The 16,168-nt window shown below is 28.1% G+C and carries 7 protein-coding genes; 3 read left to right on the top strand and 4 right to left on the bottom strand.

What is annotated here, in order from left to right; all coding sequences use genetic code 4:
* The first annotated feature begins 52 nt into the window (after positions 1–52).
* From JV175_RS02775 to JV175_RS02765, 3 genes are all read left to right on the top strand, one after another.
* Positions 53–8,308, top strand: coding sequence for an ABC transporter permease (locus tag JV175_RS02775; RefSeq protein WP_205499396.1), 8,256 nt, complete (start codon positions 53–55; stop codon positions 8,306–8,308).
* Positions 8,308–9,123 (top strand): ABC transporter ATP-binding protein, encoded by an 816-nt coding sequence (locus JV175_RS02770; protein ID WP_205499394.1) that lies wholly within the window; start codon positions 8,308–8,310, stop codon positions 9,121–9,123. The genes JV175_RS02775 and JV175_RS02770 overlap by 1 nt, the downstream gene beginning before the upstream one ends.
* Positions 9,124–9,486: 363 nt before the next feature.
* Complete coding sequence (locus tag JV175_RS02765) at positions 9,487–10,107, top strand: hypothetical protein (RefSeq protein ID WP_205499393.1); 621 nt, start codon at positions 9,487–9,489, stop codon at positions 10,105–10,107.
* 61 nt (positions 10,108–10,168) lie between these two features.
* On the opposite strand, the gene ftsH is transcribed toward JV175_RS02765, so the two are convergent.
* Genes ftsH through JV175_RS04415 form a run of 4 tightly spaced genes read right to left on the bottom strand, consistent with a single transcriptional unit; the run spans position 10,169 to position 16,114 of the window.
* On the bottom strand, positions 10,169–12,445 hold the full coding sequence (gene ftsH, locus JV175_RS02760) for an ATP-dependent zinc metalloprotease FtsH (protein ID WP_205499391.1): 2,277 nt from the start codon (positions 12,443–12,445) through the stop codon (positions 10,169–10,171).
* Between the two features lie 52 nt (positions 12,446–12,497).
* Positions 12,498–13,370: a tRNA lysidine(34) synthetase TilS gene (gene tilS, locus JV175_RS02755; RefSeq protein ID WP_205499383.1), complete on the bottom strand. Its 873-nt coding sequence runs from the start codon at positions 13,368–13,370 to the stop codon at positions 12,498–12,500.
* Positions 13,370–13,921, bottom strand: coding sequence for an aminoacyl-tRNA hydrolase (pth, locus tag JV175_RS02750; protein WP_205499374.1), 552 nt, complete (start codon positions 13,919–13,921; stop codon positions 13,370–13,372). Before pth ends, tilS begins: the two co-directional genes overlap by 1 nt.
* Positions 13,922–13,930: 9 nt before the next feature.
* On the bottom strand, positions 13,931–16,114 hold the full coding sequence (locus JV175_RS04415) for an AAA family ATPase (RefSeq protein WP_205499372.1): 2,184 nt from the start codon (positions 16,112–16,114) through the stop codon (positions 13,931–13,933).
* Positions 16,115–16,168: the final 54 nt, after the last annotated feature.

The following is a 16,168-nucleotide window of genomic DNA, read 5'->3' as shown; positions in this document are numbered from 1 at the left end:
ATGTTATAAAATATATTTATTTTATAAGCATATTATTGAATTAGGAGTATACATGATTAATTTATTAAAAGAGGTTTTCAAATCACTTTCCAAAAATAAAGTTACTGTTATTGGATTAACAATTTTGGTTTTCATTACTTGTGGACTTTTCACATTGCTTTTTGATGTTAAAAAGTCATATACATCAACTCTAAATGAGTTTCAAAAGGTTTCAAAAATCCAAGATTTAACAGTTGACCTTGATGTTAACCCAACAGGAGAAGCTCCAAATGGGGGTTATGACCAAGTTAACGAAGAAGGCCAAAAAACCAATAAACAATCAGTTTATATTCCAACTAATACTAAAAAATTTCACACCGTGGATAAATATTTAAGTACACCTGTTAAATACTTAAATTACATTCCCCTAAATGAAATTACTAATGATTCTAGTCTGACAAATTCATACATTGATAGTGAATTATTCCAAACATGATTCCTAAATTCACAAAAAAATTTAGGTAATGTTATTTTTGATTTAAACGATGCTTCAATTCAATTTCTTGAAGATGAAACAATTAACATTTGGACAAAGCAAAATGATTCATTTATTAAAAAAACAAATAATTTCCAAATTGTTCCGACAACACATTTTCGTTTTGTTAAAGATTATGCGTTAAAAGATTTTGCAAAAGTATACAACACACCAAATCCACAAGATAGTAAGGCAAATGATTTTATTATTTCTCCAAGTGATTTATTTATAAATCCTTCAACTAAAGAAGCGACATTTGAAGTCGGAATTTACAATGCTTGAAAAAAAGAAGGAGATGTTTTAACAATTTCTGGTGAAGAAGTTGCAAAAATGCTTGGTTTTGAACTTGTAAACGATCGTTATGAATTTAAAAATTCACCAAAAGATTTTTCATACCAAAACCCTGAACTTGTCTCAAATAAAAATATAGATCCTAATTCAAGAATAAATTTACAATTCAGTTTAGAAAATTATTTCCGTGAAAATAACATTACTGAAATTAATGCAAGACAAAACGAAAAATTTGTTTTCAGTAAAAACACAAAATATCATTTTCCAATTAATTGAGTTCAATTTACAGAAAGAGAAATTAATTTTTTCAGATATTCGTTCATCCTTAACTGAGATAAAAATGTTAATGAAAATTATTCAAACTGAAGAGGTACTTATCACGAATTTATTAAGAGTGTTTATCAAAATAATGGGAACCAAATTCCTGGTGATTTAGAAAATGCTAACTACTGAATAAAATCAACAAAAGAAAGAAAGTGAACTGGTGGTAATAAACCTGGTGATTTTAATCAATATAACGATAAAATCAGTGAAGATGATTTAGATGTTACTTTTGCAACAAAAAACGATGAACCAACTTCTCTTTCAAAAAATACAATTCGAAAAATTGATCATTACAGCGATTCATGAAATACACAAGAAAAAATAAAATGATTCAATAATATTTCTAATACAAATCTTTTACAAGAAAAAAGAAACTATATATCAAATAAAGCAAATAACATAACTCAAAACAAAATTATTCAATTAATTAAAGATTCTGTTGGTGAAGAAAATGTTGGTTTAAGACAAACATTAACTGTTGAAACAATCAACAATAAAGATAACAATAAAAACACTTTCCACTTCATTAATACTGGTGATAAAGAAAACATCTTACAAGGTGTAAAACAAAATGTTGGTGCTTTATATAATGAACACTACAACCCTACAATTTTAAATTCTGCAATTGAGCCACAAAATATTGACGATTATCTACTTGTCTATGATGAAAATTATCCTGATAGAATTTATAAACTGCCGCCCGTATATGCTGCAAATATTGTTAAATATATTTATCAAAATTACACACCACACCCTAAATATTTAGATGTTGATATTAGATTCGAAAATTACTACGATTACTATGAAGGTACTCAGATCCCTTTCGAAAAATCGGCAAAAATCGTTACTTTAACAAGCGCAAAAAATAACGATTTCTTTGTTCAATATGGTTTAACAAGCACTCACGATAAAAAAACCAATACTGAAAAATACATCATTTTAAATCGTCAAGAAATTGATGGGGTTACAAAATGAGTAAAATTGATTCTTAAAGATCAAGATTCTAGCTTAACTGAAGAACAATTATCAAAATTCTTAATTGAACACAATCTAACACTAAATGCAAGAATTGGAAAATCCGGTTGAGCTAAAGTAGATAAAATTTATAAAAATAAAATTTCTCTACCTTTATTATTTGGAACAATTGACTCATCAGCAGTTTTAGATATTACTCAAAACAACTCAATTGGACTACTAATCAGTCAAATTAAACAAGCTGCAAACAACTCACAACTTTCTGAAATTCTTACTGAAGATCAGTTGGATAGGATTCTTCTTTCTGGACAATTAGCTGTTGAAAAAAATAATTTTCAAGCTTTTTTAGCTGCTGGTAAAACTAACGATAGAATTGCTAAAAAAGTGCTTTTTGAGTTTCTTTACAATTTAACTCAACCACTTCAAAGTAGCAAAATGAAGATTATCAACTCAAATGGTAATGCTTTTGTTTATTCAATATTAACAAATATCATTAATCACATAAGAAGTGCTTACAATTCACAACCAACTCCAGAAAAAAAACTTGAATATATTAAAAGTGAAATGTACTATCTTGAAAAATTCTTCATGTTTATTACTGGAACTAAACAAGGAATTTTTGAATCAATTATTACTGGATTTGGATTACAAAACATTGTTGATTATATTGTCGACTTTAATAAGTTTTTAGATTCAATCATTCAAATTTTTACTTCGATTGACTTTATTAAATTTAGCTCAATGATTAATAATTGATATGCTAAATATCCTTATAAAGCATATGGTAACCCAAACGATAACTATTATGAACTTTCACGTTCAGAAACACTTTTCTATTTAGTAAAAAGTATTAATGAAAACAAATTAAAAATAGGATTAAAAAATCTTATTTCTAATATTAACTTTGAAAGATTTTTAAACCCTGATTCTCAATATAGCCTTTATAGCTTTGTTTTAAGAGCTCATGAACTTTCAGGAAATGATTTAAGTACAGAAAATAAAAATAGTCTAAAATCACTGTTAAATAAATTCAATGCCTACAAAAATCAACCCGCTGAAAAATATCAAAATATTAAAGAAGGTTTAAAATCAATCATTGACTTGATTTCATTAGATACATTTTCAAGAGCAATGGAACACTTTTTAAATAAAAACATTAAAAAAGAAACACTAAATATAAGTGGTGTATTATTTGAAAACAACTACTCTAAATACCTAAATAATTCTGAAATGGTAACAGCTTTAATTGCTTCTATTGCTCAAGAATATAACAATGAAGATAAGCAAATTCCAAATAAATTAAAACAACTAAAAGAAGCTATTATCACACTTGGAAATCTTTCAAGTGCAACATCTTCAATAGCGGGACTTAATATCCCTGCTTCAGATGAAAATAAATTTTCAATCAATGACATTGCCGCTTTTGACTTAATTAGATTCCCAGAAGTGAAAAAAGATGATCTCTCATTCAAAATTATTAACAAATATGATCTTAATAAAATTGAGGATCTGCAAAATAAAATCCAAAATGCTGTAAACTCTGGTAAAAACTTTATTAAGTTCAGCATTGAAGAAGCAAACTTCTTAAAAGAAATTGCTTTAGTATCTAATGAAGAGTTTAGTAATCTACAAGCCATTTTAGACAAAATTAATAGGTATCTAGCAATTGTTAAAAAACTGGATTTATCAAGTTACGGAAAAGAAGCTAATGCTTACAAAATTGATTTTAAAGATAATCCTTTAAAACCAGTAAAAACAATTGGAGATATTGCTTATCGTTCTGCTTTACTAAACACTCAAAGCGATACTCAATATAAAGAAGTATACAAATTCTTATATAACCAAATAAGTCCAATCTTGCTTCAAATGATGCAACATAATTTAAATGGAATTGTTAGCCAAGATATGCAAATGTTTGCGCTTTGAATACAAATTGCTTATGAATTAAAAAATAATAATAAAGATATAAAATTAGAACAAATTCAAACAATTTTAACTAAACTTTTTGATTTTATTAATCAAAAACAAGTTAAGGATTTAGTAACAAACTATTCAAAAGTTTTAAATCCTATTCCTTCTTTTAATTCATTGCTTGGTTCAGATGAACAAAACTACTCAACTATCTTAAAAATTGCTTACGGTTTAACTGATAATGTTGCAATGGCTAAAATGTTAAAAGAATTTGATTTTATTAATAAATTTTTATCAACATTAAACACTGAATATAATGAATCAATTAAATCTATCCTAAATAAAAATATTTTCTTGTTAGCTAAATTTGTGGCTTTAATAAATTCAAGCGACATTTTCCCAACGTTTTTCCTTGAATCACAAAGCATGTTTTTAAATAATTTCATCAAATCTGATTTAAATCAAATTACACCTTTGATTTCTGACGAATATGATCTTGATATTGTTTATAAAAACTACTTAGAAGAAACCAAGCTATCCAAAATTCTTTCGCTAGTTGGTTTAAATAGTTCAATAATGAGTCCTTTTACTATTTTAAGCTTCCCACAAATTCTTATTTGAGCTGGTATTTCCGATAAAGAAAATAACGGAAATCTTGCTTACATAATTTCAAACATTCCTAACTCTTTGGAAACAATTTCATTTGATGACTTAAATCAAAAAATAATTCCATTATTTGATAAATTAGAAAACAAAAAGATTATTAAAGAAACAGTTGCTGATAAAAACATTAACCTTGATGTTTCGTACCTAAACTGAATTAAAAATCATATTATTGCTTTCAACGGTGAAGACTCAATTTTATTCGGAATCAATATTAAAAAAACATACGAAAAAATCTTTTACGCTGTTACAAATGAAAAAGAAGTTACTGACTTAATTTCATATACTGACTCAGCTTCTTACCTTGCTAAGGTAAACTACGCTTACTTACAAAAAAATAAAAAAGAAATCTACACTGGAGATATTTCTAAATATTTAAGTAATCCTTTCTTAATGGCTTCATTTGTTGCCAACCTTGATTCAAAATATAAAGTCACAATTAACTCAATCGAATATGTTATTATTGGTCAAGAAACAACAGCTGATTACTTATATCCAGTTATCAATGAAGAAAACCTGCAAGTAGACACAAAACGTCAAGCTCTTGTTTATGTTAATACAAACGGTTTTGACAGAATGAGAAGTGCTTATCCAACCTTTGCAATCAAAAATTACTTGCTGGTTAAATCTAATCCTAATAAATCAATGCAAGTTATGCAAAATGGCAAACTTGTCTCAAAAAAACAAACACCAGAACTTTTAAAAGAAGACTTATCAAATAAAATTGCAACTTATGCAAATAACTACATTCCAAAAGTTTATCTTGCTGCTGAATTAGATCCAATCAACCCTGAAAGAAGCATTAGAATTACATTAGTTCAATCAATTATTAAAGCAATTAGTAACGTTCAGACTTTCTCAGTTATTATTCTTATTTCTTTAGTTTTACTGAGTGTTTACTTCATTATTAGAAGATACATTAATATCAGAAACAAAGTTATTGGAATTTTACGTTCACAAGGTTATCGTTCAGTTGAAATTGCTTTTGCGTTCTCAAGCTTCTGTTGAATGTCAACATTTATTGGTGGGTTATCAGGTTATATTATTGGTCACTTTGCTCAAGGATTTACATTTGAAATATTTTCAAGTTACTGAACCTTGCCAACCAATATTATTAGTTTCAACTGAATGACCTTGTTTATTACAATACTAGTTCCTATTATTGCTACATCAATGTTAATATTTGTTATTACTTTAATGTCAATGCGGCTAAAACCAGTTGAAATGATGTCTGGTTTAAGTGATTTACAAATTGGTGGATTTGCTCAAAAAATTGCTGTATTGTTCAGAAGATTGCCTATTAAATCACGTTTCGTTGCAACACTAACTTTAAATAATTTCTGAAAATTATTCTCGCTATTCATTTCATTTGCAATCACATCACTAATTACAATGTTCAGTCTTTCAAGTCTTAATGTATTTAGTAAGTCAATTCAAAGAACTTATCAAAATCGTGACTATAAATATAAAATGGATTTAGAAACACCAACTACTGAAGGTGGACCATACGTTCTATTTGATAAGAATAATATTGATAATTTACTATATATGCCAGATGATTTAAGTGCTTCATCTTCAGCAACTACAAAAAATCAAACTGACTATAATTCTCCTTTCTACTTTAAACCAGGCTATGTATACAATACTGACGTAATTAACAAACCTTATGCACCAGCAGTATTAACTAAATCAAGCTTAGATGTTACACTGGATACTTCAGTAAAACTATCTCCTTGAGATGTTGTGTTTGCTTCATTGCCAGAAACACAAAAAGCCCGTGTTATTGAGATATTTAAAAATGTGTCAACAGATATGATGTTAAGCCAAAATCTTTGATATGAACCTACTCAAAAACGAGCAACAGCTGAACAAAGCAAACAAGAACTTGATAACTTTTTTGCAACCAAAGACAATGATATAAATTCAGAAAAAACATCATTCTTCTGATTTACATCAAATGCACCAAGCGGAACTGGAATCCAAACATCATCATCAAGTGGACAATTCTACTACGTGGAATGAGACAAAGAAAATAATTATTATAAAAAACCGGCAATCATTAAAACAAACACAGTAAGACAAAAATACCGTGAATTCTTAATAGATGCATACAAACAAATTAAAACTAATGACTTCTTTATGTCATTTGGTGGTGTTGTATGAAATGATTCAACAAATGAAAAATATTCATATGCAAAAAGCTTCTTTAAAAATGAATCAATTAATGTGTATGGATACAAAAATAATTCAAAATTTGTTTCATTAAGAAACGCTAAAAATAAAGATTTAAATCAATTATTGATCGACAAATCAAAAGATATTAATATTGAATCTGATGATTTAAATAAAACAAAATTACCGATCTTAATTAATGAATTAAGTGCTAAAAAATTTAATCTTCAAATTGGCTCAGTAATTTCGTTGCCGGTGTTAAATCATATTGACAGATTTGTCAATAAAGTTCTAAATAAAGAAGCTCCAAATAACACATATACTTTTGAGGTTGTTGGAATTAACAATACTTTCATTAATACTGAATTTATTACAACTAAAGAAATTGTGGATAAAATCACAGGACTTGACAAACTAACTTACGCTTTAAAAGAAGCGCGTATGCCCGAATTAAAAGTATTGCTTGATAATAATCATGCAAATGAAAAAGAAGTTGTTGAATGATTCAATAATAACTATGAAGCATTTAACGGAATCTTTTCAAATGATAGTGCTCCTGTTCAAACTATTTCAACTTTAACAACATATTCTTCAAGCGGTTACTGAGGAGCAATTCAAAGTTTTGACGCTAATAATAGTGATGAAAAATCATTAACCGATTTTTACCAAAAAATCTTTGTTGGACAATTATCAACCAAACCGATGTTCTACGAAACAGTAAAATCTTACAATGACATCCACAATATAACTCCAAAAGATCCTACACAAAAACAACAATTCTACGAAGACTTATACGCCAGAGTAAGAAATAAAATTGTTCCTGAATTCCTAGGACTCCAAGAAAATGATCTTTCTTATATTGATTGGGGGAAAGAAGCAATTCAATCAAAACCTATTGCTGACTCAGAAATTAAGAAAAAAATGGTTCAAGCAATTAATAAAATGTATGGAGTAAACGGTGATTCAATTTATGGTAAAGATATTCTTTATGCAGCAAGCAATAATGTTGACTCAAAAGATATTGAAGCTGGTTTCATAAATGAAATTGCTAAAACAATTACTTCAATAACTCTTGCTTTTATTGTAATAAGCTTCATTGTATCAATTATCATTTTAATTATGATCACTAAATCAATGGTTGCATCAAATGAAGAAAGTATTGCAACATTCTCAATTCTTGGTTATACAAATAAAGAAAAATTATTCCTATTCTTCTTTAACTATATTCCAATTATTCTTCTTGCATCATTGCTAATGATTCCGGTTACACTGGGTCTAATTGCTTCATTTAATGCATTCTTAATTGCAACAAGTCAAATGGTTCTACCATTAACACTATATCAATCAACAATAATGTTAAGTATGATTGTATCGTTACTGGTTTTCAGTATCACAAGTATCTTTGCTTGAATAAGCTTGAATAAAATCAAACCAATTTATCTATTGAAAGGAAAATAATGTTTCTAAAGAAAAAAACTAATGTTGTTTCTGAAGAAGGACAAATTTCAAAAGAACAACTTAAAAAAATTATTAAAGCCAATAACACGCCTCGTTCTAAAGATGAATTTAAAGATGAAGTAAATACTGCTGATAACATTGTTGAAGTAAGAAATGTTAAAAAATACTACGTTTCAGGAACAAATGCAACTGAAGTATTAAAAGATGTTTCTTTTTCAATTAAAAGAGGTGAAATTACAGTTCTTTTTGGAAAATCTGGGTCAGGAAAAAGTACTTTGCTAAATTTAATCAGTGCTTTAGACAGACCAACTGAAGGTCAAATAATTGTTAACAATGTTGCTTTACCATATCTAAATAACACAAAACAAACCTTATTTAGAAGAAAAAATATATCGTTTATTTTCCAAGACTATAATCTTTTACAAAACTTAAATTCATATGATAATGTTGAAACTGGTGCACACCTTCAATCAGATAAAAGTAAACAAATGGATATCAAGCAATTATTCAAAGACTTTGAGTTAGAAGAATGCATGTACAAATATCCTTCACAAATGTCAGGGGGGCAGCAACAACGGGTTTCAATTTTGAGAGCTCTTGCTAAAAACTCAGAAATAATCGTTGCCGATGAACCAACTGGTGCTCTTGATGAAAAAACATCATTAAAGGTTCAAAAAATCCTTACTGACATTAACGAAAAATATAATTCAACAATCATTATTGTTAGTCACGATCCCGATATAGCTCAAATGGCACATAAAGTCATTTATCTAGAAAGCGGTAAGATTAAACAAATTGAACACAGAAAAAAATAAAAATTAGTTTTATTTAAAGCTACAAAAACATTTTTAAAACATCTATGCACCGTGCATAGGTGTTTTTTTAAGTTCTTTTTTTTATTATTTAAAACTATAACAAACATGGTTATATTGAGCTTGATTGAGTTAAGAATTTTGCTGTTTTATTAAATAACAAAAATCAGTTTAATATTTAATATCCTTTGTTTATTGTGAATATATATTTATTTTTATATTTTAAATATTATTAAATTAAACACTTTATTCATTTTTAAAGGTAAATATGTAACTATTATTTACTTTAAACTCTTTTTATTCTACATTTGATCTATGTAATTCTATAAAAAAGTTATAATATTAAATATTAAATAAGGAGAAAAAATGAATAATAATGCTTTTTTGTTAGTTGAAAATGCTCATAAACGCTTAAAGAAAATTTTCTTGCGTTACAATCTTTTACCAATTCTATTTTTCATTCTTTGAATGATTGGATCAATAGTTGCGTACACAATTAATGTTAAAAGTCTTGAAAGAGAAGGTAAAAGTTTTGATTCACAACTTCTATCTAGTGCTTGCTTATTTCCTTTTGCACCTATACTTCCCGCAGGTCCTTATCTTGTACAAATTTTTAATGTAATTACAGGAGGCGATACAAGCTCAGACATAATTATTGTTGGAGTTATGTTGGTTATTTCTACATTTTCAGTAATAAGCTTTTTCTTAGGAAGTATGATATTATGAATTCTATTAATTGTTGCATTGTCTGCTGCTAAAAGAGATTCTGAACAAGTAAAAATGTTAATTATGGGAGAATCTAATGCATCATCATTACTAGTTTCGCAATATGCTGATGCTGCTGCTTCGAAAGCAAATACTACTAGAATATTGTATATATTATTCCTATTACCATTTTGTTTAATAGTTGCATGATTTTTAACATTTTCTACATTATCAAAATTAAAATCTTTAAAAAATTCGCTATTGGTTTTTAGAGCTTCTTAATTAAAAAAACTATAAAAATAAAAATAAAAAATCACTGGTTATCAGTGATTTTTTTATTATTTTACTTATCTTCGTTTTCTTTGTCTTGAGCTTTTTTACGTCTTTCTAAAATTGCTCTTTCACGAGGTGTTAAGTTTTTTTGTTCTTCAGAAATTTCTCGTTTATTTCTTTTTGTTGTTTTTGTTGCTAATGAGCTAAAATCTAAAGACTCATTTGAAACCGATAGCTGTCCAACTACTGCTGGCGCTTCATCATCTTGTTTTTCTTCAGTTTTTTCTTTAACTTCTGTTTCTTCTTCTTTTGCTTTAGTTAATAGTTCATCAAATGAAAGTTCTGTATCAGATTCTTCACTATAGTGTTTTTTATCTTCAACAACTTCTTCTGGAAGTTTCATGTGTTTTTCAATATATTCAATTTCTTCTGCTACAATTGTTTCTTTGATTATTAAGGCTTCTTTAATTAATTCTAATAATTCACGGTTGTCTTCGATAATTTTTTGAGCTCTTTGTTCTGCATCAATAATTATTTTTCTAATTGATGAGTCAATATCTTGAGCTACTTTAGCTCCGAATGCTGGCGCTTTAGTGTAATCTCTTCCTAAGAAAGGATTTGAGCTATCTTCTTCATACTTAATTGGCCCTAAATCAGACATTCCTCATTCAGTTACCATTCTACGTGCTATTTGTGTAGCTTTTGAAATATCATCACTTGCTCCTGTTGAAACATTTTCATCTCCATAGACAATTCTTTCAGCTGCTCTTCCACCCATAAATGAAGTAATCATTGCGATTAAATCATTTTTAGACATGTTATATTTTTCTTCTTCTGGCATCATTAAGTTATAACCACCAGCATTCCCACGTGGGATAATGGTAATTTTTTGAACTTTATTTCCACCTTTAATTTTTAGTCCAACAACAGCGTGTCCTGCTTCATGGTAAGCAACTGCTGTATTTTCAGCTTTTGAAATTGTTCTTGATTTTTTAGCTGGACCTGACATTACTCTGTCAATGGCTTCATCAATTTGATCTAAAGTAATAACTTTTGTATTTTCACGAACACTTAATAAAGAAGCTTCGTTAATAACGTTTTCTAATTGAGCACCACTGAAACCAGGTGTTCTTTTTGCAACTTTTGCAAAGCTTACTGCTTTATCAACTCTTTTTCCACGTGCATGTAATTTAAGAATAGCTTCACGTTCCTTAACATCAGGTAATCCTACTGTTACGGTTCTGTCAAAACGTCCTGGTCTTAATAAAGCAGGGTCTAGAACATCAGTTCTGTTTGTTGCTGCCATAATCAAGATTCCACTATTTTCAGTAATACCATCCATTTCAACTAGTAACTGGTTAAGAGTTTGTTCACGTTCGTCGTTACCCCCACCAATTCCAGCACCACGAGAACGTCCTACTGCATCTAACTCATCAATAAAAATGATTGCTGGTGCATATTTTCTTGCTTCTCTAAACATTTCTCTTACACGTTTAGCCCCCATACCAACAAATAACTCAACAAAGCTTGATGCCGATATGAAGAAGAAAGGAACATTAGCTTCACCTGCTGTTGCTTTAGCTAATAAAGTTTTCCCTGTTCCTGGAGGACCTCCAAGCAAGATACCTTTAGGAATTCTTGCTCCTGCTGCTGTATATTTTTTAGGGTTTTTCAAGAAGTCAACTAATTCCATAACTTCTTCTTTTGCTTCTTCGTTTCCAGCTATATCACTGAATTTAGTTTTTGAGTTAATTCTAATTGCTTGTGATTTGCCTTGACCACCAGGTAACCCAGCACCTTGTGATTGTCTAAACATTATTCAAATAAATACTGCAAAGAATAAAATGTATAGAAGCATTGGTAAGAACCGTAATATATTACTGAAGAATGAAGGATCAGTAATTTTAACTGCTTCGATATTTCCGTATTGAATTGCACCATCTTTTGTAAATGCCATAGCTTGAACAAGCAAGCTATCTTGTGATGCATTAGCATAATTTGCTGCATATCATAATTCTTTTTGTTGTGGTGTTAAATATACATACGCTTGTCTTAGTAGCTCTTTACCGTTTTGGTCAATTGAATAAGCTACTTTAAATCTATTATGTAGATTATCATCTAAAAATGACGAAATATATGCGTTATCATTTACGCTCACTGCACTGCTTTTAATGATTTTGTTAAATTCGTTAACATCAATGCTTTTTGTTGTATCTCTATTTAAGAAGTAAACTATTAAAAGAACTACAACTATTAATAAAATTATTAATAATGCAATTCCTCATTTTGTTGCTTTTGATTTTCAAAATGAGTTATTGGGTTTTTTATTTTGATTTTCTTGTGACATTTTTCTCCTTTCCAAGAATATCATTAATTATATAATCGTTTTGCCAAACTAGCTAAAAAACGAGACAATTATGAGACTTTATCAAGAAAATTTCATCTTTTAACTTGTAGTTTTTAGCTCCGTTTTTAGAATAAATAAAATCTCAGATTGATTTTATTTTTCCTTGTGTTAAATTAATGCCCTGATATTTTTCATTTATTAATTCATACAAAAGCTCGTTTTTGTATTTAAATGTATTCAACAATTTTGCATTGCAAGAATAAAAATTGTCTTTTCAAATCTTTAATTCTTTTTGAATTTTGTGGTTTTTTCTTTTTAATAAAAGGTTTTTAAAAACAAATTTATTGATCATTGTTTGCTTTTGTATTCGCGATTTATTTTTGAGTTCTATACGAATTTTATTACGCTCATACACAGGTTGATCATTAGTATAATCTTTGGCAAACTCAATACCTTTTTTTATACATTTTTTTTGTATTTCGTCCTTTCAATATTTGTCAATAAATGGGCGAAAGACATTCATACCAAAGATTTTTGTTTGTTTTTTTATTCCCCAGTAATTAATTTTTCGATTAGATCTTTGTTGCATTAAAGCTGTTTCCAAAAAGTCATCTTTATGGTGTGCGACAATTAACTTTGAACAATTATACTGAGTATAAATTTTTTTAAAAAATTCATACCGAACAATTCTTGCATCAGTTTGAAAATTATTTGATTTTTTTTCATGCTCTTTTAAGTCTAATAACTCAAAATGAATTTTGTATTTGTTACAAAATTTTTCTACGACTGAAACATCATAATTTGAGTCAATACGTTTATTGTAATTTACTGTCGCAACAACAATATTTTGATTTTTATATTTATCCAGCAAAAACATTGAATCAGGCCCGCCACTAACAGCAAGTAAATATTTAATTTGTTTCATTATTTATTCTCAGTATTAAATTTTGTTATTGCGTATCTTATATCATTAAAAATACATGTTTCTAAAACATCAACGCAACGATTTTCAACCTCATTGATTACTTTTTGATGTTCAGCATTAAATTTAGATAGAACATAATTTTTTACGTTTCCAATTGGTCTACCTATTCCTACTTTCAAACGTTTAATTTCACTTGTTCCAAGTTTATCAATAATATCTTTCATTCCATTGTGCCCGCCAGCCGAACCATTTGTTTTAATTACTGCTTTACCAACTGGGTGATCCATATCATCGTAGACAACAATTAAATCATCAATGTTTAATTTATAAAATTGCATTAAAGCATATACAAAATCACCACTATTATTCATATATGTTAAAGGTTTTGCTAATATAAAATCATCAGTTTTTACATATTCGCCTTTAAATTTTTCACGGAATGAATCAGCGTTTAATTTGACTGCTAGTTTATCAATTACATCAAAACCTACGTTATGGCGTGTGTTTTTATATTCTTCACCAGGATTTCCTAGTCCAACAATTATTTTCATATTCTTCCTTTAATTATTAATCTTTGTTCATAGTGTTTTAATTGAGGTTGCTCTTTTTGAGTCTCTGTCATTTGAAATTCCGTATTCTAGTGCTTCTCGTTCGCCGTAAATAATTGATAGGTTTTTTGCACGAGTTATAGCAGTATAAATTAATTTTTTAGATAATAAAAATTTAGCTTCTGAAAATAGTACTGTTAAAACTATTTCTGATTCAGAACCCTGATATTTATGAACACTAGTACAATAAGCAAGCATTGTTTTGTTATTAAATTCACTTGGTGTATAGGCAATTGTTTTGCCATCATCAAAAGTAACAAAAACATAAAGTATCTTACCTTTTTCACCGGATTGTGAATAACTTATCTTCTCAACATAACCAATTTCACCGTTAAATATATTTTTGTTTGTGTCGTTTTCTAAATTTATAACTTTGTCATTTAAGAAAACTCTACGCCCATTGACGTTATGTTCTTTTGCTTTTTCCAGTGCTCCCCAGTATGTTTGCAATGTCTCATTAATATTATCAATACCTGTTTGGTAATTATAAATTGGCGAAAGAATTGCAATTTGTTTTTTTGTATAACCTTGTTCAACTAATTGACTAACTTTTTCAACGATCGATAAAGCCAAAACTTCTTTATTTGTTTCTATGAATTGAGAACTTTCTCCTTTAAACTCAGGAACAACATTTTTATTAATTTCTTGAGCATCAGATACAATTGCATAATTCGAACCTTGACGATAATTTTTATGTAGGTACACTACATCAAAAATTTCATTTGCAATAAAATCGTGAATTAAATACCCTGGACCTATTGCGGGTAACTGGTCTTTGTCACCGACTAAAATTATCTTTTGTAGATCATATTTATTAAGCGCTTTTAACAAGTGATAGAAAAGGCTTGTTGGAACCATTGAAAACTCATCAACAATTAAGACTTTGGCATCCAACATGTTGTGTTCATTTACCTTAAATCTTTTTGTATCTGTATCTCATTTCAATAATGAGTGAATTGTTGTTGCTTTGACTAAATTTAAACGATTAATATTGATTGTTGCACGCCCTGTTGGTGTAGCTACCACAATATCTTTTTCATCATATTTTTTCATTAGTTGACGAATTATTTCATTGGTTACCAGTGTTTTACCTGTTCCTGGTGCTCCAGTAATCATTGTCAAGGGGTTATTTACTGCTTGAATAACAGCATTCACTTGAACTTCATCTAACTTAATTGATTCATATTTCAAACGATTTCTATTTGCGTTTTCTTTTAAAAATTTTAATCTTTGCACGATAAATTTTTCTTGATCAAAAATTGAACGAGGACTAACAATTAAAATAACTCCATGTTTAATAGGAACAATTAAATCTTCATCAATTAATTTTTTAATTGCTTGATCAAATATTTCGCGTTGATAATCCTTGTATTTACTTTTTACAAGTAAAAATAAATTATTGGCTAGTATTCTTGTGTTCCCTGATGAATATAGATAATCTAACAGTAAATCATAAATTAAAACAATATTGTAATCAAAATCATCCAATCTTCCTAATTTCTTGGCGATTTTTTCAATGTCACTGAATCTAGCATTTTCAATATTAAAATACAATTGTCATGGCTTCTTTGCATAAATTTCAAAAAAATCAATTGGTTTGCAATGAAATAACAATCTTGAATAAAAATTATCACTTAATCCACACTCATAAATAAAAATTCTAAGTTTAGAGCTCAATTCATTATTAATTAAATCATTTTGAAGTGATTTAAAAGTACTTTCACCAATATTTAAATCTTCGTGAGTTACTTCTTTAGCTTTAATTTTATCAAGAATACTATTTCCATATTTTTCGATAATCTTTTTAGCTTTTGCTTGTCCTATCCCTTTGTATGCTGGGCTTGAAAGAAATTTTAAAATGAAGCTTGTATCTACTTCGTTTGTTTTTTCCATTCTTGCTATTGCATATGTATGTTTATACTTTGGATTATTTAAGTGAATTAACTCCAACTTATAAACTTCATTAAATTCAATTTGTTTAAATTCTGTCCTTACACTAATTGTTTTAAATTTTGATAATTCAAAATCAGCTTCAGTTTCAATCTGTTCGCTAACACTGAAGCTTGTAAGTCTAAATTTACCATCTGTGGATGTATAAATATCTTTATTGAATTTACCTTTTAATATTGTTGCCATAATATTATTTAATTTTATATTAAATAATGCTTTTTCCTTATAAAAACAAAAAAC

Origin of the sequence: [Mycoplasma] gypis (genome assembly GCF_016924775.1) — a bacterium.
In the GTDB taxonomy this organism is placed as follows: Bacteria; Bacillota_I; Bacilli_A; order Mycoplasmatales; family Metamycoplasmataceae; genus Metamycoplasma; species Metamycoplasma gypis.
Note: the sequence above shows the minus strand (reverse complement) of the source record. Positions and strands in the feature narration are given on the sequence as shown.